Origin of the sequence: Venatoribacter cucullus (assembly GCF_016132445.1) — a bacterium.
Classification (GTDB): Bacteria; Pseudomonadota; Gammaproteobacteria; order Pseudomonadales; family Oceanobacteraceae; genus Venatoribacter; species Venatoribacter cucullus.
In genome coordinates this window covers 237,921-260,088 of the sequence record NZ_CP046056.1, presented here as the reverse complement: position 1 = coordinate 260,088, position 22,168 = coordinate 237,921, and the positions used below count along the sequence as shown (strand labels likewise).

Annotated in this window: 28 protein-coding genes; 6 read left to right on the top strand and 22 right to left on the bottom strand. The window is 55.6% G+C overall.

Annotated features, from left to right (window positions below; genetic code table 11):
- Positions 1-118 precede the first annotated feature (118 nt).
- From GJQ55_RS01285 to GJQ55_RS01260, 6 genes are all read right to left on the bottom strand, one after another.
- The gene (locus GJQ55_RS01285; RefSeq protein WP_228345700.1) at positions 119-559 is read right to left on the bottom strand and encodes an OsmC family protein; all 441 of its coding nucleotides are present in this window, start codon (positions 557-559) and stop codon (positions 119-121) included.
- Positions 560-564: 5 nt separating this feature from the next.
- Entirely contained in the window at positions 565-1,116 is a 552-nt protein-coding gene (locus GJQ55_RS01280) for a Tll0287-like domain-containing protein (protein ID WP_228345699.1), read from the bottom strand.
- 9 nt (positions 1,117-1,125) lie between these two features.
- On the bottom strand, positions 1,126-1,506 hold the full coding sequence (locus GJQ55_RS01275) for a rhodanese-like domain-containing protein (RefSeq protein WP_228345698.1): 381 nt from the start codon (positions 1,504-1,506) through the stop codon (positions 1,126-1,128).
- A gap of 102 nt (positions 1,507-1,608) precedes the next feature.
- Complete coding sequence (gene cydX, locus GJQ55_RS01270; protein WP_228345697.1) at positions 1,609-1,710, bottom strand: cytochrome bd-I oxidase subunit CydX; 102 nt, start codon at positions 1,708-1,710, stop codon at positions 1,609-1,611.
- Positions 1,711-1,721: 11 nt separating this feature from the next.
- Complete coding sequence (cydB, locus tag GJQ55_RS01265; protein WP_228345696.1) at positions 1,722-2,855, bottom strand: cytochrome d ubiquinol oxidase subunit II; 1,134 nt, start codon at positions 2,853-2,855, stop codon at positions 1,722-1,724.
- A gap of 10 nt (positions 2,856-2,865) precedes the next feature.
- Positions 2,866-4,464, bottom strand: a complete 1,599-nt coding sequence (locus tag GJQ55_RS01260; RefSeq protein WP_228345695.1) for a cytochrome ubiquinol oxidase subunit I — start codon at positions 4,462-4,464, stop codon at positions 2,866-2,868.
- Between the two features lie 265 nt (positions 4,465-4,729).
- Here GJQ55_RS01260 and GJQ55_RS01255 point away from each other — a divergent pair, with 265 nt between their 5' ends.
- The 6 genes from GJQ55_RS01255 (at position 4,730) to GJQ55_RS01230 (ending at position 13,660) form a co-directional block, all read left to right on the top strand.
- Entirely contained in the window at positions 4,730-6,079 is a 1,350-nt protein-coding gene (locus tag GJQ55_RS01255) for a sigma-54 interaction domain-containing protein (RefSeq protein ID WP_228345694.1), read from the top strand.
- A gap of 184 nt (positions 6,080-6,263) precedes the next feature.
- Positions 6,264-9,962: a DUF1631 family protein gene (locus GJQ55_RS01250; protein ID WP_228345693.1), complete on the top strand. Its 3,699-nt coding sequence runs from the start codon at positions 6,264-6,266 to the stop codon at positions 9,960-9,962.
- A 96-nt stretch (positions 9,963-10,058) separates the two neighbouring features.
- Complete coding sequence (locus GJQ55_RS01245) at positions 10,059-10,892, top strand: TRAP transporter TatT component family protein (RefSeq protein ID WP_228345692.1); 834 nt, start codon at positions 10,059-10,061, stop codon at positions 10,890-10,892.
- Positions 10,893-10,897: 5 nt separating this feature from the next.
- On the top strand, positions 10,898-11,899 hold the full coding sequence (locus GJQ55_RS01240; protein WP_228345691.1) for a TRAP transporter substrate-binding protein: 1,002 nt from the start codon (positions 10,898-10,900) through the stop codon (positions 11,897-11,899).
- A gap of 1 nt (position 11,900) precedes the next feature.
- Positions 11,901-12,386: a TRAP transporter small permease gene (locus GJQ55_RS01235; RefSeq protein ID WP_228345690.1), complete on the top strand. Its 486-nt coding sequence runs from the start codon at positions 11,901-11,903 to the stop codon at positions 12,384-12,386.
- Positions 12,383-13,660, top strand: coding sequence for a TRAP transporter large permease (locus GJQ55_RS01230; RefSeq protein WP_228345689.1), 1,278 nt, complete (start codon positions 12,383-12,385; stop codon positions 13,658-13,660). Before GJQ55_RS01235 ends, GJQ55_RS01230 begins: the two co-directional genes overlap by 4 nt.
- Positions 13,661-13,962: 302 nt before the next feature.
- Here the strand turns inward: GJQ55_RS01230 and rplQ are convergent, their stop codons facing one another.
- From rplQ to rplX, 16 genes are all read right to left on the bottom strand, one after another.
- Positions 13,963-14,364 (bottom strand): 50S ribosomal protein L17, encoded by a 402-nt coding sequence (rplQ, locus tag GJQ55_RS01225; protein WP_228345688.1) that lies wholly within the window; start codon positions 14,362-14,364, stop codon positions 13,963-13,965.
- Between the two features lie 32 nt (positions 14,365-14,396).
- A complete protein-coding gene (locus tag GJQ55_RS01220) occupies positions 14,397-15,398 on the bottom strand; it encodes a DNA-directed RNA polymerase subunit alpha (RefSeq protein WP_228345687.1) in 1,002 nt (333 codons plus the stop codon).
- A 21-nt stretch (positions 15,399-15,419) separates the two neighbouring features.
- Positions 15,420-16,040, bottom strand: a complete 621-nt coding sequence (gene rpsD / locus GJQ55_RS01215; protein WP_228345686.1) for a 30S ribosomal protein S4 — start codon at positions 16,038-16,040, stop codon at positions 15,420-15,422.
- A 12-nt stretch (positions 16,041-16,052) separates the two neighbouring features.
- Positions 16,053-16,442, bottom strand: coding sequence for a 30S ribosomal protein S11 (gene rpsK / locus GJQ55_RS01210; RefSeq protein WP_228345685.1), 390 nt, complete (start codon positions 16,440-16,442; stop codon positions 16,053-16,055).
- 70 nt (positions 16,443-16,512) lie between these two features.
- Complete coding sequence (gene rpsM / locus GJQ55_RS01205; RefSeq protein WP_228345684.1) at positions 16,513-16,869, bottom strand: 30S ribosomal protein S13; 357 nt, start codon at positions 16,867-16,869, stop codon at positions 16,513-16,515.
- 108 nt (positions 16,870-16,977) lie between these two features.
- Entirely contained in the window at positions 16,978-17,091 is a 114-nt protein-coding gene (rpmJ, locus tag GJQ55_RS01200) for a 50S ribosomal protein L36 (protein WP_145466704.1), read from the bottom strand.
- A gap of 20 nt (positions 17,092-17,111) precedes the next feature.
- Positions 17,112-18,431, bottom strand: a complete 1,320-nt coding sequence (gene secY / locus GJQ55_RS01195) for a preprotein translocase subunit SecY (RefSeq protein ID WP_228345683.1) — start codon at positions 18,429-18,431, stop codon at positions 17,112-17,114.
- Entirely contained in the window at positions 18,431-18,865 is a 435-nt protein-coding gene (gene rplO / locus GJQ55_RS01190; RefSeq protein ID WP_228345682.1) for a 50S ribosomal protein L15, read from the bottom strand. The genes secY and rplO overlap by 1 nt, the downstream gene beginning before the upstream one ends.
- A 1-nt stretch (position 18,866) precedes the next feature.
- On the bottom strand, positions 18,867-19,052 hold the full coding sequence (gene rpmD, locus GJQ55_RS01185) for a 50S ribosomal protein L30 (RefSeq protein ID WP_228345681.1): 186 nt from the start codon (positions 19,050-19,052) through the stop codon (positions 18,867-18,869).
- A 6-nt stretch (positions 19,053-19,058) separates the two neighbouring features.
- Positions 19,059-19,568, bottom strand: a complete 510-nt coding sequence (rpsE, locus tag GJQ55_RS01180) for a 30S ribosomal protein S5 (RefSeq protein WP_228345680.1) — start codon at positions 19,566-19,568, stop codon at positions 19,059-19,061.
- A gap of 11 nt (positions 19,569-19,579) precedes the next feature.
- On the bottom strand, positions 19,580-19,930 hold the full coding sequence (gene rplR, locus GJQ55_RS01175; RefSeq protein WP_228345679.1) for a 50S ribosomal protein L18: 351 nt from the start codon (positions 19,928-19,930) through the stop codon (positions 19,580-19,582).
- 10 nt (positions 19,931-19,940) lie between these two features.
- Positions 19,941-20,474: a 50S ribosomal protein L6 gene (gene rplF / locus GJQ55_RS01170; RefSeq protein WP_228345678.1), complete on the bottom strand. Its 534-nt coding sequence runs from the start codon at positions 20,472-20,474 to the stop codon at positions 19,941-19,943.
- A gap of 11 nt (positions 20,475-20,485) precedes the next feature.
- Complete coding sequence (gene rpsH / locus GJQ55_RS01165) at positions 20,486-20,878, bottom strand: 30S ribosomal protein S8 (RefSeq protein ID WP_228345677.1); 393 nt, start codon at positions 20,876-20,878, stop codon at positions 20,486-20,488.
- Between the two features lie 88 nt (positions 20,879-20,966).
- Positions 20,967-21,272 (bottom strand): 30S ribosomal protein S14, encoded by a 306-nt coding sequence (rpsN, locus tag GJQ55_RS01160; RefSeq protein WP_228345676.1) that lies wholly within the window; start codon positions 21,270-21,272, stop codon positions 20,967-20,969.
- A 10-nt stretch (positions 21,273-21,282) separates the two neighbouring features.
- Positions 21,283-21,822 (bottom strand): 50S ribosomal protein L5, encoded by a 540-nt coding sequence (gene rplE / locus GJQ55_RS01155; protein WP_228345675.1) that lies wholly within the window; start codon positions 21,820-21,822, stop codon positions 21,283-21,285.
- 18 nt (positions 21,823-21,840) lie between these two features.
- Positions 21,841-22,155 (bottom strand): 50S ribosomal protein L24, encoded by a 315-nt coding sequence (gene rplX / locus GJQ55_RS01150; RefSeq protein WP_228345674.1) that lies wholly within the window; start codon positions 22,153-22,155, stop codon positions 21,841-21,843.
- Between the last annotated feature and the right edge of the window lie 13 nt (positions 22,156-22,168).

Genomic DNA, 22,168 nt, shown 5'->3' with positions numbered 1-22,168 from the left:
CAAAGAAATGTAAGAGGATGCTTGGACGGGAGAAGATCTGGTTGAGGGTTGAGGGTTTGGTGCGCCCCGTGAATAGCCACCGGGCACGCAGAACCCTCAACGCCGCCCCCGGAACCCGTTAACCCATTCGCGGCTCGACCACCACCTCACTCAGGCAGGAATTGGCAATAAAGCAGTGCTGATGGGCTTTTTCGTGCATGGCAGCAATGGCCGCCGCATCGGGCTGCTTATCGCCACTGAACACGGCCCTGGGTTGCAGGCGAATTACCGGCACCCAGAATTTACCATCGTCACGCTGGGCGATTTCGGCGCTGGCAATGTCTTCATAAGAAGCCACTACCAGACGTTTTTTCGCCGCCAGCGCCAGGAAGGTCTGCATATGACAGCTGGCCATGGCCGCCGCCAGCATCTGTTCCGGATCAGCACCAAAATCGTTACCGGCGCCACCGGCCGGCAGCGTGACGGTCGGCTGAAACTGCAGCTCATGACGGCGCTCAAAGCCCTCGTGGGAAAACTCGCCCTGCTGTTGCCAGCGGATATTTACAATGTGTTCAGACACCTGCATTACTCCAGTGTTTTACGCAACGTGAAAGCACCACGCAGATCGCCGGGGTTAAAGCCACGGGCCTGATCCTGCGGGTACAGCTCGGCCAGGCGCGCCTGCACCGGCGCACTCAGTTCGGTGCCATGACAGGCAATACAGGCGGCACCGGTGGGAATGGCTTTCATAAAGCGGAATTCGCCATTCTCAGTCGCACTGGCTTCCAGTGTCATAAGGTCTTCGCCGGCCTGTTTACGCTGTTCAAACTGCTGCAGCACTTCACGTTCCCAGGCATCCGGTTGGTTGTCCGGGTTGCGTACTTTCAGCGAGGTGCGGCCAACCTGCCAGCCATTCACACTGGTCTGTTCGGCAATCACCGGCGCTTCGGTATTGCACAGCTCAATCGCATGCACAGCACCCTCACTTTCCATCCCTTGCTTCAGCGTGCTTTGCAGCGCACCGGCAAAGGCTTTGATCTGCGTCCGGGCTTCCGCCTGCAGCGCACGGGTGTCTTCAGCCTGCACGGACACGGATGTCAGCGCTGCGGATACCAAAACAGTCAGTAATTTTTTCATCGTTAATCCTCAGCGATACATGCCCGGGTCCAGTTCCACTTTGTGCACCGAACCCGCCCAGCCATCAAAGCCACCCACCAGCATTTTTACCTGCTCAAAACCCATGCGCTTCAGGGTATGAGCGGCTAATGTGCTGCGGCCACCGTTTTTGCAATACAACAAAATATCCGCCTGCAGATCACATAAATCAGGGTGATCACCAACGCGGAATTCCAGCACCCCGCGCGGCACATTCACCGCCCCGGGCAGATGCCCCATATCAAACTCAGCCGGCTCACGCACATCCAGCACCACACAGCCCTGCGCCAGCATGGCTTCCGCCGCCGCCGCATCCACCGGCACCACAGCACTGCGCGCTTCGGCCAGTAAATCGTCTTTGTTTAAGGCCATTCGTTACCCCTTAAATATTCCGTCATACATTCCGCAATAGGCATACAGAAATAAGACTTCACTGCCAGCCCGACCAAGGCCGGACCGGTCACAAAGCAGGTTTTATTCGTGCTCGAAGCGGCCACTCACTTCCAGCCACAGGGCGTTAATGATGCCGAACGAGCAGGCCAGCAACACGCCAAGAATCCAGGCGAAATACCACATAACCAATCTCCTCAGTACGTGCTGTACTTGTTCTGTTCAATAAAATCGGTGGTCAGGCGACCGCGCATTTTGTAGTAACCCCAGGCGGTGTAGCTGAGCACGATGGGCACAAACACCATGGCCACCCAGAACATAATATTCAGGGTCAGCTCGCTCGAGACCACATCCCACACGGTCAGACTGTGCGACGGATTCAGGCTGGACGGCATAATGAACGGGAACAGACTGACGCCGGCCGTCATAATCACCCCCACCTGTGCCAGCGAACTGCCGACAAAGGCCAGCGCGCCGCGGTTCAGCAACGAAAACAGCGAGGCCAGCAACAAGCCAGCAAACCCCACGACGGGCGCCAATATGGCCAGCGGATACTGACTGTAATTCTGCATCCAGCCACCGGCCTGCAGCTCTGCGGTTTTCTGCAGCGGCGACATTGCCGCGCCCACATCAGCGCTGGCGGTCATAACATAGCCGTCCATACCCGCTACCCAGAATCCGGCCAAACCGAACAGCACCGCCACCAGCACGCCTAACAACACGCCGGTTTTGCGCGCCCGCTCATGCAGGGCTCCATCGGTCCGCATCTGCAGATAGGTGGCGCCGTGCAGGGTCAGCATGCCCAGACTGATCAGCCCGGCCAGCAGACCGAACGGATTCAGCAAGGCCCAGAACGAGCCGCTGTAGGTAGAGCGCATAAACTCATCCAGGGTGAACGGCACGCCCAGGAACAGATTGCCGAACGCCACACCGAACACCAGCGCCGGCACCGCACCGCCCACGGTCAGACCCCAGTCCCAGGCACTGCGCCAGCGGGCATCGGTCATTTTCGAACGGTATTCAAAGCCTACCGGGCGGAAAAACATGGCGAACAGCACCAGCAGCATGGCCCAGTAAAAACCGGAAAACGCCACCGCGTAGACCACCGGCCAGGCAGCAAACAAAGCCCCGCCGGCGGTGATAAACCACACCTGATTACCATCCCAGTGCGGGCCAACAGTATTCAGCATCACCCGCCGCTCGTTATCGGTTTTACCAATGATGCGCAGCAGCGCACCCACGCCCATATCAAAGCCATCGGTGACGGCAAAGCCGATCAGCAGCACACCGATTAATAACCACCAGACAATTTTTAAGGTTTCATAATCCATGTTCTGCTCCTCAGGCCGGATCTTGTACAGACTGCAGCGGCTGTGCCGGTAAGGCTCCACCCTGCTGTTCAAAGTGGTAACGACCGGTGTGCAGGCTGGACGGTCCCAGTTTGCAGAAATGGATCATCAGGTACATTTCCACCACCAGCAGCACGGTGTAGAAGGTGACGAAACCGGCAATGCTCAGCCACAGGTCTTCCACGCTGCGGGTCGACACCGACAGATAAGTGGGCAGCACTTCTCCGATGGACCAGGGCTGACGACCGAACTCGGCCACAAACCAGCCCATTTCACAGGCAATCCAGGGCGCCGGCAGCGCAATTAACAGGGCTTTCAGCAGCCAGGTTTTCTCTTCCGCCACACCACGGGCGCTGTAGTAGAACGACAGACCAATCAGCACCAGCATCAGGAAGCCCAGCCCCACCATAATGCGGAAGGTCCAGAACATCGGCGCCACGGCCGGAATGGTGTCACGCGCCGCCTGCTGAATCTGCTCTTCGGTGGCATCCACCACGTTATCGGTATAACGCTTCAGCAGCAGGCCGTAACCGAGGTCATCTTTCAGGGCATCAAAGGCCGCCAATACCGGCGCGGATTTATCGCCACTGCGGATTTTTTGCAGCAAAGCATAGGCTTCCATACCGCGACGGATGCGCAATTCATGCTGAGCAATCAGGTCTTTAATACCGGTCACTTCTTCCGTAACCGAGCGGGTGGCAATCAGCCCCAGCGCGTAAGGAATTTTAATCGCGTAGTCGGTGGTCATGCGGTCTTCATCGGGCAGACCGATCAGGGTAAAAGCCGCCGGCGCTTCATGGGTATCCCACTCGGCTTCAATGGCCGCCAGCTTGGTTTTCTGCACATCCCCCAGCTCATAACCGGATTCATCGCCGAGAATAATCACACTCAGAATGGCGGCAAAACCGAAGCTGGCAGCAATGGCAAAGGAACGGCGGGCAAAAGGCAGATCGCGTTTTTTCAGCATGTAGAAAGCGGAAATAGCCAGCACAAACATCGCTCCGGTCACGTAACCGGCCGAGACGGTATGGACGAATTTCACCTGCGCCACCGGGTTTAAAATCACCTCAGCAAAGCTGGTCATTTCCATGCGCATGGTGTCGTAATTAAACTCAGCGCCGATCGGGTTCTGCATCCAGCCATTGGCAATCAGAATCCACAGTGCCGACAGGTTGGAGCCGATGGCCACCAGCCAGGTCACCAGCAGATGCTGCACCTTGCTTAACCGCTCCCAACCAAAGAAAAACAGGCCGATAAAGGTGGATTCCAGAAAGAATGCCATCAGTCCTTCAATGGCCAGCGGCGCACCGAAAATATCACCCACATAGTGTGAGTAATACGCCCAGTTGGTACCGAACTGAAACTCCATGGTCAGGCCGGTGGTCACCCCCAGCGCAAAGTTAATACCAAACAGCTTGCCCCAGAATTTCACCATATCGCGGTAAATTTCTTTACCGGTCATCACGTACACCGACTCCATAATGGCCAGCAGAAATGACAGACCCAGGGTCAGGGGTACAAACAGAAAATGGTAAAACGCCGTAATGGCAAACTGCAGCCGCGATAGCTCGACGAGGCTTTCACTGATCATTGCTGATCCTCCGGTTACTCAGAACATTGGCACCGCCGGTTATTCCGGCGGCCGCCCCGCAAACACAGGGCATGCCAGTCAGGCATCGCATGGTCGGCCTGAATGTACTGGCTGACCATGCGGCGTGTTGTCACAGAGCTCCCTCAGCAACAAGCGGGCCAGCTGTGCTGTCAGCGCTGCCAGGCATAGAAAACACATGTTGGGCTTGCGCATCCTTACGCCAGCTGCCAGATTTGGCAGCACGCCACTGCCAAAGATGTCAGTCATGTTTTCCAATATCGACAGTCACGACCTGCCCGCCATCACCTCATTGCTGAATGCCATCAGCGATCCGGCGGTGCTGCTGAATCTGGATTACGAAATCTGCGCAGCCAATGATGCCTACCGGCGCACCTTCGCCAATGAAGAGGACATCCTGCAGCGCCATTGTTACGAGGTATCGCACGGCTACAGCGTCCCCTGCGATCAGGCTGGCGAACACTGCCCCTTACGCCAATGCCTGGACACCGGTCAGCGCCAGCGCATTCTGCATATTCACAACACCGCCCGTGGCCGCGAACACGTCAACGTGGAACTCAGCCCGATCTGCAACGACGCCGGCGACATCACCTTCTTCGTTGAAATCATGCAGCCGCTGCAACACCGCGACAGCCTGCCCGGCCAACCCATGCTGGGCTACAGCAGCGCCTACACCCGCATGCTGGAATTACTCAGCCGCGCCGCTCCCAGCGATATCAGCGTGCTGCTGCTGGGGGATTCCGGCACCGGCAAAGAACTGGCGGCGCAATATCTGCACAACCACAGCCAGCGCAGCAGCAAACCTTTTGTGACGGTGGAATGTTCCGGCCTGACCGAAAGCCTGTTTGAGAGCGAACTGTTCGGCTACGAAAAAGGCGCCTTTACCGGCGCCACCCAGAAGAAACCCGGTCTGATTGATGCCGCCCGTGGCGGCACTCTGTTTCTCGATGAAGTGGGGGATATTCCGCTGCCCATGCAGGTAAAACTGCTGCGCCTGATAGAAACCGGCGCTTACCGGCCGGTTGGCAGCATCACCCCCAAACAGGCCGACTTCCGGCTGATCTGTGCCACCCACCGGCAGCTGGAAGACATGGTCGCTGCCGGCACCTTCCGTCAGGACCTTTACTACCGTATCAGCCCCTTTCCGGTGCTGCTGCCGTCACTGCGCGAGCGGCCGGAAGATATTGTGCCGCTGGCCACACACCTGCTGCAGCAGCTCAGCCCGCAACGCCCCCTGCAACTGTCCGATGCCGCCTGCGAATGGCTGACCAGCCAGATTTTTCCCGGCAACATCCGTGAGCTGCGCAACCGCATCGAGCGCGCCATCCTGCTGTGTGACAGCAACCTGATTGAACCTCAGCATCTGCAGCTGCCGCAGCGTGACACTCCCGCGCTGCCTGCGACTGCGGCCCCTTTACCTGCCGGCTTGCCGCTGATGCCGCTGGATCAGCTGGAGCAGCATTACCTGCAACAACTGCAGCAACAGTACGAAGGTGATAACGCGTCACTGGCACAGGCTCTGGGCGTCAGCGAACGCACGCTGTACCGGAAATTGCGCAGTTTGCGCAGCCAGAAGATTGATAACCAACCGTTTTAACGCAAAAAAAACCGGACTTTACACACCCGGCTATTCCGGCAAGCGCGAAAACAGATAACAATATGCACAACAGGGAATAGAACAATATCGCTGGCAGCATTCCCCTGAAGCTGTTCTGCCAGCTGAGGAGAACCCGGCCCAGTGCCGGCTACGGGCTACTGGCCCGCATTATGGAATTGACAGCATGGCCGTTGAGCAACGCGAACACCCAAGATTCACCACCTACCTGAATGCCGCTCTGATCAGTACCGATGGGCAACAATACCCCTGTCAGGTACTGGATTATTCACAGACCGGCGTGCACCTGCTCTGGCCGCATGGCATTCCCACCAGCACTCAGAATCTGATGCTGCAACTGGCCTTTGACGATCACCCCGTCAAAGTCGCCGTCGACTGGGTCTTCAATAATGACCAGCACGCCGGCGTGCAATTCCGCCGCCCCGATAACAAACTCTTTCTGCGCCTGCAGGAATACAATCAGGCCACCCGTAATCAACGCCGTATCACGGACGAGCAAAAACAACGCTATCTGCAACTGCTGCAACAGGAAGCCGCGAACGTGCGTGACCGCCTGCTGCGCCAATGGCTGCCGGACTTTCTGGAAGCCACCTTTGAAAAAGCCAATATGGCCCGCAACACCGCCGAACAGCAGCAATGGCTGCGACTGGAGAAACAGGCCAAAAGCAATGCTGGCGCCATGCTGAAAGCTTTTCAGCAGCGCTTGCAGCAGCAGTTACAGCGCTGGCTGCAAGGTGAGCCGGAAATCTCGCGGGAGCAGCAGCCGGATCAGGCCGAGCTGCATTTATCGCTGGTGCAGCAAGCCGATTTTGAAGACTGGCTGCTGGCCAAAGTGACTTCATCACACCTGCAGTCCCGGCTGGCTAATATGAGTTTTGAGCTGCGCCAGCTGCTCGACACCCTGTCCTCCGCACGCATGGAAGACACCTTCAATCCCATCGGTCCGTCCACCGTGACAGAAGCCTTCCGTGACAGTCTGGATACTCTGCAGCTACCCCAGGAAGCGCGGGCACTGGCGTTTTCTGTGTATGAACAGGTGGCCCTGACCACCCTGCAAACCAGCTACCAGAATCTGATCCGCCAGATTGATATCCCGCTGACGTTCCGCTATCGCCGTGCCATTCCGGCGGTGCAACCAGCCGTGCCCACGGCATCTGCCACAACCGGTACCAACACCACCCAGGCAGCTACCGTTAAGGCGAACAGCGCAGCGAGTGTTACCAATCCGCCCCCCAGCAACAATCGCGGCCAGTCACTGCAAAGTTTCCAGCGCCACCAGGACGAAGCCAAACAGGCCTATGCCAATATTCAGAACCTGCTGAGCCTGCGCTATCAGCGCCTTGAGCAGGCCGAACTCAGCCCGGAAGAATCCCTGCCGGCGGCCGCACCCGAGCAGGTCAGCACCATCGTTACCCACCTGGCCCAGCAGCACAGCCTGGCCGAAGGCCATGTGCGGGAATCGGTAGAAAAAGCACTGGCCGCACAAGAAGTCAGCCTGCCGGCGGACTCCCGCGATGCCATTGATACGCTGGAACAGGTCACCCAGCACCTGCTCAGCAGTGAGCAGGTCGCCGACTTTATCAAACCCTTTATTGAGCGTCTGGGCTGGCCACTGCTGCAGCTGATGCTGAAAGACCCCAGCCTGCTGTTTAACCCGGAACACCCGGGCCGGCTGGTCCTGAACCAGCTGGCCAAACTGGGGCAACTGACCACCAGCGGCGAAACCCAGCTCAGCAACCGTCTGCAGGGGCTGATTGAGCCGGTCTTACAGAATCTCGACCGGGATGAACACGCTCTGGAAGAACTACTGGAAAGCCTGCAGAGTCTGGTGGGGGGGGCCGAGCGCAAAGCCCGTCAGAATGCCGAACGGGTGGCCCAGGCCGCCGAAGGTGAGCACAAGCTGCACAACGCCCGCCGCCGCATTGAGCAACTGATTGGTAAAGACATCGCCAACCGCACCCTGCCCAACAGCGTGGTGGAATGGCTGCAGCAGGGCTGGCAACCGCTGCTGAGCCTGCTGCTGCTACGCGAAGGCAAGGACAGCAAACGCTTTCAGGGAGCGATTAAGCTCTACCGGCAGGTGCTGGCTCTGTTCAGCGCCGCCAACAGCGGCCGTCAGGAGCTGCTGCCCAAATTCCGGCCCCTGCTGGATCTGGCCCGCACGGAACTGGATAAACTGCACGGCAACCTGCCGGCGCATGAGCTGTGGCACCAGGGCATACTGCAGGCGGCCACTGAGCATCTGCAATCCGGCACCATCCCCGAAGCCATTGATCTGCCGGCCTGGAGCGCCGAGCCGGCGGAAGTGATACCGGAAGGTCGTGGCACCCGCCGCGCCATGAACCTGCAGGTTGGCGACTGGCTGTTGCTGGTCGAACCGGATCAGGCCGTATCGGTGGTCTGGATTGCCCAGGATGCCTCCCGCTTTGCCTGTGTGAACCACAGCGGCATGAAAGTGGTCGATTTCACCCTGGCCGAACTGGCCACAGCCTTTGACAGCGGCCGGGTTAAACGCCTGTACGAGCAGGAAGAGTCGGCGGTGGATAAAGGCGTCGACAAGCTGGTGCAGCAGATTTACCGCGACCTGTCCGAGCAGGCCAATATCGACCCGCTCACCGGCCTGACCAACCGTCAGCACTTTTTGCGCCTGCTGCAGGAGCGCATTCTGATCAGCCTGCGCAGCGCCAGCCCCTGTACTCTGCTGATGGCTGACCTGGATCAGTTCAAACTGATCAATAAAAACTACGGTGTTGAAGGCGGTGATCTGTGTCTGCAACAGGTGGCCGGCATGCTGCGTGAGCATATGCCGGACGCCCTGTGCGCGCGCCTCGGCAGTAACGAATTTGCCCTGTTCTTCCCGCACACCGACACCGAGCAGGCCGAAGCCAGTGCCAAAATCCTGAAACGCCAGATTGAAACCACCCATATCGACAGTCCGGCCGGCACCTTCAGCGTCCACCTCAGCATCGGTCTGGCCACCACCAGTGCTGACAGCGCCGGCGCTGCTGAACTGATCGAACAAGCCGAGTCCGCCTGCCAGCTGGCCAAAGAAAAAGGCGGCAGCCGCATTGTTACCTATCAGACCGATGACACCAGTCGTCAGCGCCATGAAGAATTTATGGCCTGGGGCAACAAGCTGAATCAGGCGCTCAGCAACAACCAGCTGCAGGTACTGTGCGTACCGATCAAACCCATTCAGGAACGCCACCGCGACAGCCGGCAGTATGAAATCCTGATCAGCATCCGTGATGAGCGCGGCGCGCAGATTCCCCCACAGGACTACCTGCAGGCGGCGGAAAACTACAACCGAATGTACCTGCTGGATCGCTGGACGCTGGAACAACTGGTGCAATGGCTGCACGACCATCCGCAGCAGGCGGCCGGTATTAACCGCTTTGTGCTGCGGCTATCCGGCCATGCTATTAATGACGAAAGCCTGCTGGCGTATATTTTTGAGCAGGCACGGGAAAAAGACGTTCCGGTGAGGAAACTCTGTTTTGAGCTGAATGAAACATCGGCCATCCGCAACCTGGAAGACGCCGCCGACTTTATGCACGAAATGCGCAGCCTGGGCTGCCAGTTTGTGTTGTCGGATTTCGGTACCGGCCAGTCGTCATTTGAATACCTGAAAGCCCTGCCGGTCGACTACGTCAAAATTGATCACAGCTTTATTGACGGGCTGCACGCCAGTGCTGCCGACTACGCGCTGGTAAAATCGATTCAGGAAATCGCCCACTTTATGGCCAAGAAAACCATTGCCGAGTACAGCCCGAACAATAATGCCTGGGAAATTCTGCGCACCATCGGCATCGATTTTGTCGCCGGTGCCCCTAACGAATATCAGCCACTGGAGCAACTTGGCTGATCCGGCCACGGCCAGTGGGCAGTCCGGTTAATGCCCGGGCTGCCCAACCGGTGTACAATCCGCGCTCCCTTTTTAAGCAAGCGCGGTTGTATTCGCATGAAAGTACTCGTCGGCCTGGCTTTGCTGGCCCTGCTCAGCGGCTGCTCAGTCGCCAACCTGCCCGGTAACCTGTCGCGGGCCATGATGAATCAGGATGACCCGGCCATCGTCGAGGCCGGCGCGCCGGCTTACCTGCTGTTGCTGGATGCCCTGATCCTGACCTATCCCGATAACGAAGACTTCCTGCTTGCGGGCTCGCGCCTGTACGGTGCGTATGCCGGTGTCTTCGCCCGCGATAAAGAGCAGGCCAGACGCATGGCCGACAAAGCCATGACCTACTCCCGCCGGGCGCTGTGTGAATACGACAGCGATGCCTGCGCATTGGTTGACGGCCCGCAGGATCAACTGCTGGCCGGGCTGCAGCTGAACTATGACGAAGACGATATCGCCGTCTTTTATGCCAAAGCCGCCGCCTGGGCTGGCTGGATTCAGGCCAACAGCGATAACTGGCATGCCATTGCCCAGCTGGGCAAAGTGAAAACCCTGATGCAATGGGTCGCCAGCCATGATCCGGCTTTCGATAACGCCACCGTACAGGTGTATCTGGGGGTGCTGGAAAGCCAGCTGCCCCCGTCCCTGGGCGGCAAACCCGACCTGGCACGGGAATATTTTGAGCGCGCCATTGTGATGACCGAAGGCCGCAACCTGATGGCACACGTACTGTTTGCCAAACAGTACGCCCGCCTGATGTTTGAACAGGAACTGCACGACCGTTTATTAAAAGAAGCTCTGGCGGCCGACCCGCACCAGGAAGGGCTCACCCTGATCAACCGCCTGGCTCAACGTCAGGCGGCCGAATTGTTAGCCGAATCCTCTGATTACTTCGAGTGAGAACCATGAAACTGATCTCCACCATTGCCCTGCTGCTGGGCGTTATGATTGCCCCCGTGCAGGCCGCGACCACCCTGAAAATCGCCACTGTAGCGCCGGACGGGACCAGCTGGATGCGTCTGATGCGTCAGGCCGCCGATGACATTGAAAGCGCCACCGAAGGCCGTGTTAAAGTGCGCTACTTCCCCGGCGGCGTGCAGGGCACCGACAAAGCCGTACTGCGTAAAATGCAGATCCGCCAGCTGCAGGGCGGCGCCGTGGCCAGCGGTGCGCTGGCGCACATTACCAATATGACGCAGCTGTACAGCCTGCCCTTTACCTTCCGCAATCTGGACGAAATCCGTGCCGTACGTGCCGAGTACGATCAGCGCATTGCGGCCGCACTGGAAGAACAGGGCTATATTCTGCTGGGCCTGTCAGAAGGCGGTTTTGCCTACCTGATGTCCAACAGCCCGCTGCGCACCTCCGATGACGTGCGCAGCAAAAAAGTATGGATGCCGGAAGGTGACATGATCAGCGAAACCATCTTCACCAATGGCAAAGTACAACCCATTGCCCTGCCGATTTCCGATGTTTACACCAGCCTGCAGACCGGCCTGATTGACACTCTGGCGGTGAATGCCTCGTCCGCCATTGCGCTGCAATGGCACACCAAGCTGAACTACGCCACCGATTATCCGCTGGTGTTCCTGTTTGGCATGCTGGTGGTCGATGCCCGTGCGTTTAAAGGCATCAGTGCCGCCGATCAACAGGTGGTGCGTACCGCCATGGCGGCCGCGTTCAAAGCAATGGACGGCCAGAACGAAACGGATGAACAGGGCGCCCGCGAAGCATTACAGCAGAACGGCCTGGAATTCGTCGCCCTCAGCGAAGCGGATAAAGAAGCCTGGCGTCAGCTGGCCGCCGACAGCATTGCTTCGCTGCGTGAGCGCAAGGTGTATCCGGTCGAGACCTACAATCAATTGCTGCAGACGCTGACCACCCTGCGTAACAGTACCAGCAACTGATATGACGGCCTTCTTCCGTATTCTGCACCGGGCCGAAGACGGCCTGTTAGTGCTGCTGCTGCTGGCCATGATCGTACTGGCCGGTGCCGACATTCTGGCCCGCAGCCTGTTTGGTGGCGGTCTGGTGTGGATTCCGCCGTTGCTGCGCGTGATGGTGCTGTGGCTGGGCTTACTGGGCGCCTTGCTGGCGACCCGCACCCGCGAGCATATTGCCATCGACCTGGCCAGCCGGCTGGCCGGGCCCGGCTTGCGCCGACTGCTGGCACTGATCAGCTCGGTGTTTGCCGCAATGGTTTGTTTGCTGCTGGCCTGGCATTCACAGAACTTCGTCCGCTTTGCCTGGGAGTTTGGTGATGTGGCCTTTGGCCGGGTGCCAGCCTGGCCGCTGCAGATCATTATTCCGCTCAGTTTTGCCCTGATGGGACTGCGCTTTATGCTGCAGGGCGTGCAGGATTTACTGGCCAAAACCGAGGGAGAAGCCCGGTGAGCATTCTGGTTCCACTGATCCTATTACTGCTGGCACTGGCCGGTGCACCGCTGTTTGCGGTCATTGCCGCCAGCGCCATGTGGGGCTTCTGGCAAGCCGATATCGATCTGATGACCATGGCCATTAACATTTACCAGGTGGCGGAAATGCCGGTACTGGTGGCCATTCCGCTGTTTACCTTCGCCGGTTATCTGCTGGGTGAAAGCAAGGCGCCCCAACGGCTGGTACGCATTACCGATGCGTTACTGGGCTGGATGCCTGGCGGACTGGCGATTGTGGCACTGGCAGCCTGTGCCATGTTCACTGCCTTTACCGGCGCCTCCGGTGTCACCATCGTCGCACTGGGCGCCCTGCTGGTGCCGGCCCTGCACAAGGCCGGCTATAAAGAGTCGTTCAATCTGGGCCTGGTCACCACTTCCGGCAGTCTGGGCTTACTGTTTGCACCATCGTTGCCACTGATCCTGTACGGTGTGGTCGCGCAACAAATGGCTCTGGAAACCCCGGTCAGTATTGATGACCTGTTCCTCGCCGGCCTGCTGCCTGGCCTGCTGATGCTGTTTGCCTTATCGGCCTACAGCATGTGGCAGTCGCGCGGTATGCAGCGCGATCAACATCCGTTTGATAAAGCCGAAACCTGGGCTGCCATTAAGGACAGTGCCTGGGAAATCCCGTTACCCGTGGTGGTATTGGGCGGTATTTACAGTGGCTTCTTTGCCGTCTCGGAAGCGGCCGCTTTAACCGCATTTTATGTACTGATCGTCAGTGTGGTTATCCGGCGGGAAATCAGCCTGGCAAAGCTGCCGGTGGTGATGCGTGATTCAATGAAGCTGGTCGGTGCCATCCTGCTGATTCTGGCTGTCTCTATGGCGTCCACCAATTACATGATTGATGCCGGTATTCCGGAAAAAATCTTCAGCTTTATCCAGCAACACGTCAGTGACCCGCTAACGTTTCTGCTGCTGTTAACCTTATTCCTGCTGGTACTGGGCATGATGCTGGATATCTTTTCCGCCATCGTCATTATGATCCCGATTATTCTGCCCATTGCCATTGAGTACGGCATCCACCCTATCCATCTGGGTATTCTGTTCCTGGCCAATATGCAGTTGGGTTACTTCACACCGCCGGTAGGCATGAACCTGTTTATTGCCAGCTTCCGCTTTAATAAACCGGTTATGACCCTGTATAAGGCCACCCTGCCGTTCTTCTTTATTTTGCTGACGACAGTACTGATTATTACCTTCTGGCCGGGTCTGAGCCTGGCCCTGCTGTAACAGCCGCAGCTGAAGTTGGTAAGGCAGTACACTTCTTTACCAGCCTTTGCCCTGACTGACAGGGACAAGGGTTAGAGTACAACCATGGTGAAAGCCATTCATGATTGGACTCAGGAAGAGTATTTTAAGCGGGCACTGCCCGCTTTTTTTTGCCTGCATTCCGGCGCTGCGCTCACAGCTATGCAGCCCAACCGCAGCCAGACCAGTGCAGGCCGACTGGCATAACCACCGGAACAGCGCCCAACAAAAAAGCCCGTTACCTTGCGGTAACGGGCTTTTCCGTGTCTTTACAACAGCTGAAATTACTCAGCGCTGTCCTCGACGATGTCTTCAGCAGCAGTTGCTACCGGACGATCGACCAGTTCCACATAAGCCATGGGAGCGTTATCGCCAGCACGGAAACCACATTTCATAATGCGAATGTAGCCACCCGGACGGGTTTGGTAACGCGGGCCCAGTTCAGTGAACAGCTTGCCTACTGCTTCTTTGCTACGGGTACGAGCAAAGGCCAGACGACGATTAGCAACTGAATCCTCTTTTGCCAGAGTAATCAGCGGCTCAGCTACGCGACGCAGCTCTTTCGCCTTTGGCAGAGTAGTCTTGATAATTTCATGCTCGAACAGGCTCACCGCCATGTTTTTAAACATGGCTTGACGGTGTGCGCTGGTACGATTGAAGTGACGACCACTTTTACGATGACGCATGGTTTAATTCCTTAACTAACTGAACGTTCCGCTCAGGCTAATACTTTATCGTCGTTGCGGAGACTGGCTGGAGGCCAGTTTTCCAGGTGCATACCCAACGACAGTCCGCGTGAGGCCAGAACGTCTTTGATTTCAGTCAGAGACTTCTTACCCAGGTTAGGTGTCTTCAACAGCTCAACTTCTGTACGCTGAATCAGGTCACCGATGTAGTAAATATTTTCTGCTTTCAGGCAGTTGGCAGAGCGGACAGTCAGCTCCAGATCGTCCACCGGACGCAGGAGAATCGGGTCAATCTCTTCTTCTTCACGAACCTGTTCAACGACTTCGTCGTTTTCCAGGTTAACGAAGATAGCCAGCTGCTGCTGCAGGATAGTCGCGGAACGACGAATAGCTTCTTCCGGATCGATGGTACCGTTGGTTTCAAGATCGATAACCAACTTGTCCAGGTCAGTACGCTGTTCCACACGTGCAGCATCTACACTGTAAGAAACGCGTTTAACCGGGCTGTAAGTAGCATCGAGTTGCAGTTTGCCAATCGCCTTGGTCTCTTCATCGTTCTGATTACGGGACTCAACCGTCTCGTAGCCACGACCGGAAGCGACTTTCAGGGTCATTTTCAGCTCAGCGCCTTCACCCAGATGGGCAATGACGTGGTCCGGATTAGCAATATCTACACCGTGATCCAGTTGAATATCGGCAGCGGTCACAGTGGCCGGGCCGGTTTTGGCCAGGCTCAGAGTGGCTTCGTCGCGTTCATGCAATTTAACGGCGACGCCCTTCAGGTTCAGCAGGATTTCAATAACGTCTTCCTGCACACCTTCGATCGCGCTGTACTCATGCAGAACGCCATCAATTTCGCATTCAACGATCGCGGCACCCGGCATAGAGGACAGCAGGATACGACGCAATGCGTTGCCCAAAGTGTGACCGAAGCCACGCTCAAGCGGCTCCAGAGTGACTTTGGCATGGGTTTTGGTTACTTCGTCAACCTGAATGTGACGAGGTGTCAAAAATTCATTAACTGCACGCTGCATAGCTGCCCCTTAGTTCCTCTATTACTTAGAGTAAAGTTCCACGATCAGGTTTTCGTTGATCTCCGCAGGGAGATCCGCGCGCTCAGGAGCGGACTTGAACGTGCCTTCCATTGAAGCTGCATTTACGTCAATCCAGGCACAGTCAGCACGCTGACCAGCCAGTTGCATTGCAGTCTTGATACGGTCCTGATTCTTCGCTTTTTCGCGAATAGTAACCACATCACCAGCTTTGATGCTGAAAGAAGGAATATTCACGGTTTTACCGTTAACAGCGACTGCCTTGTGAGACACCAGCTGACGCGCTTCAGCGCGGGTAGAACCAAAGCCCATGCGGTAAACAACGTTATCCAGACGGGATTCAAGCAGTTGCAGCAGGTTCTCACCGGTAGCGCCTTTACGACGTGCGGCTTCTTTGTAGTAACTGCGGAATTGTTTTTCCAGGATACCGTACAGACGACGTACCTTCTGCTTTTCACGCAGCTGCAGACCATAGTCTGACAGACGACCGCGACCAGCACCGTGTACACCCGGTTTGGTTTCCATTTTGCATTTAGTGTCCAGTGCGCGTACACCACTCTTCAGGAACAGATCAGTTCCTTCACGACGGGACAGCTTGCACTTAGGACCAATATAACGTGCCATTTCTCAGCCTCCTTATACGCGACGCTTCTTAGGTGGACGACAGCCGTTATGTGGGATCGGGGTAACATCAGTGATGTTAGCGATCTTATAACCACATGCGTTCAGAGCGCGGACTGCGGACTCACGACCCGGACCAGGACCTTTAACTTCCACGTCCAGGTTTTTCAGACCGTACTCTTTTGCGGCTTCACCGGCACGCTCTGCAGCGACCTGAGCGGCGAAAGGAGTGCTCTTACGTGAACCACGAAAACCAGAACCACCGGCAGTTGCCCATGACAGAGCATTACCCTGACGGTCGGTGATGGTCACAATGGTGTTGTTAAAAGAGGCATGGATGTGGGCGATGCCGTCCACTACCTGCTTTTTAACCTTCTTCTTGGTTGATCTTTGTGGCTTAGCCATTTTTAAATCCTGCTTTTAATATCAACACTGCAACAAGTCGAATGCAGCTACACTAAAAGACCGACCGTAATTACTTACGGATCGGTTTGCGCGGACCTTTACGGGTACGGGCATTCGTTTTAGTACGCTGACCACGAAGCGGCAGGCTGCGACGGTGGCGGATGCCACGATAGCAAGCCATATCCATCAGACGCTTGATGTTCATCTGCACTTCGCGGCGCAGATCACCTTCAACCGTGTACTTAGCTACTTCGTTACGAACAACATCCAGCAGTTCTTCGCTCAGCTCACCAATTTTGGTGGTCTCAGCGATGCCAGTAGCGGCACAGATCTGTTGGGCAGTAGTACGACCAATGCCATAGACATAGGTCAGAGAAATCACTGCATGCTTGTTGTCAGGAATATTGACACCGGCAATACGGGCCATGTCTAACTCCGTTACTCTTACTTAATGAAAGGGCGCAAAATAATACAGGTGGCTTAACGTTAAAGCAAGCCACCTGGTAAAACTTACGCCCGACCCTGTGTCCGGGGATTAACCCTGACGTTGCTTGTGCTTGGGATCTGAACAGATCACGCGCACACTACCGTTACGGCGAATAATTTTGCATTCACGGCAGATTTTTTTAACAGACGCACGTACTTTCATGACAGTCTCCTAAATCCGGCTCAGCGAGCTGAGCCAAAATTCTTCAGATTTGCTTTCTTCATCAGCGATTCGTACTGGTGAGACATCAGGTGTGATTGCACCTGGGCCATGAAATCCATTACGACCACCACCACGATCAGCAGAGAGGTACCACCGAAGTAGAACGGGATGCCGAAACCTACGATCAGAAACTCCGGCATCAGGCATACAGCGGTGATGTACAGAGAACCAAACAGCGTCAGACGACCCAGCACACCATCAATATAATTGGCGGTCTGAATGCCTGGACGGATACCCGGAATAAATGCTCCGGATTTCTTCAGGTTTTCGGCCACGTCTCTCGGGTTAAACATCAACGCCGTGTAGAAGTAGCAGAAGAAAATGATACCGGCAGCAAACAGGACAATGTACAACGGCTGACTGGGAGCCAGAGCCATACTGATATCCTGCAACCAGGCCATTTCCTCGCCCTGACCAAACCACTGACCCAGAGATGCCGGGAACAACAGTAAGCTGGACGCGAAAATAGCAGGAATAACGCCGGCCATATTCAGTTTAAGGGGCAGATGACTGGTCTGGGCTGCGAACATCTGACGGCCCTGCTGGCGCTTGGCGTAGTTGATGGTGATGCGGCGTTGACCGCGCTCCACAAACACGACAAAAGCCACTACAGCGGTCGCCAGTACAGCAATACCCAGCAGCACCAGAATATTCAGGTCACCCTGACGCGCGGATTCAAAAGCCTGACCGACTGCACTCGGCAACCCGGCAACAATACCAGCAAAGATCAGAATGGAGATGCCGTTACCGATACCACGCTCGGTAACCTGCTCACCCAACCACATCATAAACACGGCACCGGCCACGAAGGACGGTACAGCGGTGATGTAAAAATCTGCACTGGCGGAGAAAGTAACGCCCTGACTGGCCAGGCCAGCCGAGACGCCGAACGCCTGTAAAGTCGCCAACAGTACGGTACCGTAACGGGTGTACTGGGTGATTTTACGGCGACCGGCTTCGCCTTCTTTCTTCAGCTGCTCGAGCTGAGGACTTACCGCAGTCAGCAATTGCATGATAATGGATGCAGAGATGTAGGGCATGATCCCCAGCGCAAGAATACTCATGCGCTCCAGTGCACCACCGGAGAACATGTTAAACATTTCCAGGATTGTGCCCTGGTTCTGTTCAAACAAACGCGCCAATGCATCCGGATTAATTCCCGGCACCGGAATATGGGTGCCGATCCGATATACCACAATTGCCAGCAGCACGAAGCGGATACGAGCCCACAGCTCACCTAATCCACTTTGCATGCCCTGCGGAAGTCCTTGCCTAGCCATTAGTCTTCGACCTTTCCACCAGCCGCTTCAATAGCAGCTTTTGCGCCCTGGGTAACTTTCAGACCTTTTACGGTCACAGCCTTGGTTACTTCACCGGACAGAATTACGCGAGCTTCACGAATCTTCTCGCCAATAACGTCTGCCGCTTTCAGAGCAGCCAGGTCAACCACATCGCCTTCTACCAGAGCCAGTTCGCCCAGACGGATTTCCGCAACATACGGAGCCTTACGGGAAACGAAACCAAACTTCGGCAGACGACGGTGCATAGGCATCTGACCGCCTTCAAAACCCGGTGCTACAGAGCCGCCTGAACGTGATTTCTGACCTTTGTGACCACGACCACCAGTCTTACCCAGACCAGAGCCGATACCACGGCCAACACGCTTACCGGCAGGCTTGGAACCAGGGGCCGGGCTCAATTCATTGAGACGCATATTACTCCCCTTCTACCTTAACCATGTAAGAAACTTGGTTGATCATGCCGCGCACGGAAGGAGTATCTTCCAGCTCAACACAATGACCAATGCGACGCAGACCCAGGCCTTTAACGGTTTCGCGGTGCTTCGGCAGTTTGCCGATAGTGCTGCGAACCAGGGTCACTTTTACGGTTTTCTTAGCCATAACGTATTACCCCAGGATCTCGTCAACGGATTTGCCACGTTTGGCAGCAACCTGTTCCGGAGATTTCATGTGAGCCAGCGCATCAAAAGTTGCACGAACCACGTTCACCGGGTTGGTTGAGCCATAACATTTGGCCAGTACGTTTTTAACACCCACCATCTCCAGTACGGCACGCATTGCACCGCCGGCGATGATACCGGTACCTTCAGAGGCCGGCTGCATGTAGATCTGGGCGCCAGAGTGACGACCACGGATCGGATACTGCAGAGTGTTGCCATCCAGCTGCACGGCTACCATGTTGCGTTTGGCTTGTTCCATTGCTTTTTGAATTGCAAGCGGAACTTCACGGGATTTACCGCGACCGAAACCCACACGACCGTTGCCATCGCCAACCACAGTCAGAGCGGTAAAGGCGAAAATACGACCACCTTTAACCACTTTTGCAACCCGGTTCACCTGAACCAGCTTTTCCTGCAGTTCGCTTTCGTTACGTTCTACGCGTTCATTATTTGCCATGATCTTTACCCTTAGAATTCCAGGCCGTTTTCACGAGCCGCGTCAGCCAGGGCTTTAACACGACCATGGTATTTAAAACCGGAGCGATCAAATGCAACTTTAGTGACGCCAGCGGCTTTCGCACGCTCGGCAATCAGCTGACCAACTTTGGTGGCTGCATTAACGTTACCGGTCGCTTCAGTGCGCAGATCAGCTTCAACAGTGGAAGCAGTCGCCAAGACGGTAGCGCCATTGGCAGAGATGATCTGAGCATAAATGTGTCTGGGCGTGCGATGAACGCACAGACGCACCGTGGCTTTTTCACGAATATTTACGCGAGTTTTGGCAGCACGGCGCAAACGAGCTTTTTTCTTCTCATTCATGGCCTAGACCTTACTTTTTCTTGGCTTCTTTACGACGCACGTTTTCATCAGCATAGCGAACACCCTTGCCTTTATACGGCTCAGGCGGACGATAGCCACGGATCTCTGCAGCAACCTGACCAACGATCTGCTTATCAATACCTTTGATAACAATCTCGGTCTGGCTCGGCGTCTCGACTGAAACGCCTTCCGGCAGTTCGTAGTCGACAGGGTGAGAGAAGCCCAGGGACAGATTCAGGGTTTTGCCGGCAGCTTTGGCACGATAACCAACGCCCTGCAGAACCAGTTTCTTTTCAAAGCCAGCGGTCACACCGGTAACCATATTGTTTACCAGGGCACGGAAAGTGCCGGCCAGAGCGTTGGCTTGTTTTTCACCAGTACGGGGAGCAAAGGTCAGTACATTCTCTTCCTGTTTGATTTCAACATCAGAGTGTACATCCAGCTCGAGCTGGCCTTGCTTGCCTTTGATGGCGATTTTGCCGGCGGCGATTTTAACTTCTACGCCAGCCGGAATTGTTACGGGAGCCTTAGCAACGCGGGACATCGTATTTCTCCTTAGAATACAGTCGCTATAACTTCACCGCCCACACCCGCAGCACGGGCAGCACGATCAGTCATAACGCCTTTGGAGGTGGATACGATAGCCACGCCCAGACCTGCTTCAACTTTCGGCAGTTCTGTGGCGCCACGGTACTGACGCAGACCAGGGCGACTTACGCGCTGGATGCGTTCAATAACAGGCTTGCCTTCGTAGTATTTCAGGTCGATGGTCATGGTTTGTTTAACATCACCAGCGACGGAGAAACCGCCAATGTAGCCTTCAGCTTCGAGCAGCTGAGCTACAGACTTCTTAATTTTTGAAGACGGCATGGAGACATTCGCATGACCAGCTTGCTGGGCATTACGAATGCGGGTGAACATGTCCGCCAACGTATCTTGCATACTCATTTAATAATTACCTCTGTTGTACAGCGCCCCGGTACAGCAAAAAAGCACCCGGAGACCGGGTACTTTTCCGCCACACTCTGGGAATTGCTTACCAACTAGCTTTTTTCAGGCCCGGCACATTACCCTTCATTCCCTCTTCACGCAACTTAATCCGTGAAAGTTTGAACTTGCGGTAAACACCGTGTGGACGGCCAGTCATTTGACAACGACGCTGCAGACGGCTTGAGGAAGAATCCCGCGGCAGTTTTTGCAGTGCTTGTTGTGCATTCCAACGATCTTCTTCAGAAGAGTTCACGTTGCTGATAATCGCTTTTAATTCAGCGCGCTTGGCGGCGAATTTAGCAACCAGCTGTTCACGCTTCAGTTCACGATTCTTCATGCTAATTTTAGCCATGACGTACTCCTTAGTTACGGAACGGGAACTGCAGCGCCTTCAGCAGAGCGCGGCCTTCTTCGTTGGTTTGAGCGGTGGTGGTGATAGTCACATCCATACCGCGGACCTTGTCTACTTTATCGTATTCAATTTCCGGGAAAATGATCTGCTCTTTCACACCCATGCTGTAGTTACCACGGCCGTCAAAAGACTTGCCGTTAATACCACGGAAGTCACGAACACGCGGCAGAGCTACGTCGATCAGACGGTCCATGAATTCCCACATACGATCACGACGCAGGGTAACTTTACAGCCAATCGGCCAGCCTTCACGAACCTTGAAGCTCGCTACTGACTTACGTGCCTTGGTAATAACAACTTTCTGACCTGCGATGGCTTCCATTTCGGCCACGGCATTGTCCAGAATTTTCTTATCACCCAGCGCTTCACCCACACCCATGTTCAGGGTGATTTTGGTGATACGCGGCACTTCCATTACATTTTTGTAACCAAACTCTTCTTGCAGCTTGGCTACTACTTCATTTTTGTACAGGTCTTTTAAACGTGACATAGTAGTACCCAGCCCCTATCAGGCGTCAACTTGATCGCCAGTGGATTTGAAGATACGTACCTTGCTGTCGCCGTCTACCTTAAAGCCAACACGGTCGGCTTTGCTGGTTTTCGGATTCCAGATAGCAACATTGGAAGCCTGGATACCAGTTTCTTTCTCAATGATGCCGCCCGGCTGTTGCAGGTACGGATTTGGTTTTTGGTGTTTTTTCACCATGTTAATGCCGGACACCAGCAGACGACCATCGGCCAGAACTTTCTGAACCTTGCCGCGCTTACCTTTATCTTTACCAGCAATAACTACTACTTCGTCGTTCTTACGAATCTTTAACATATCGTCCCCTCCC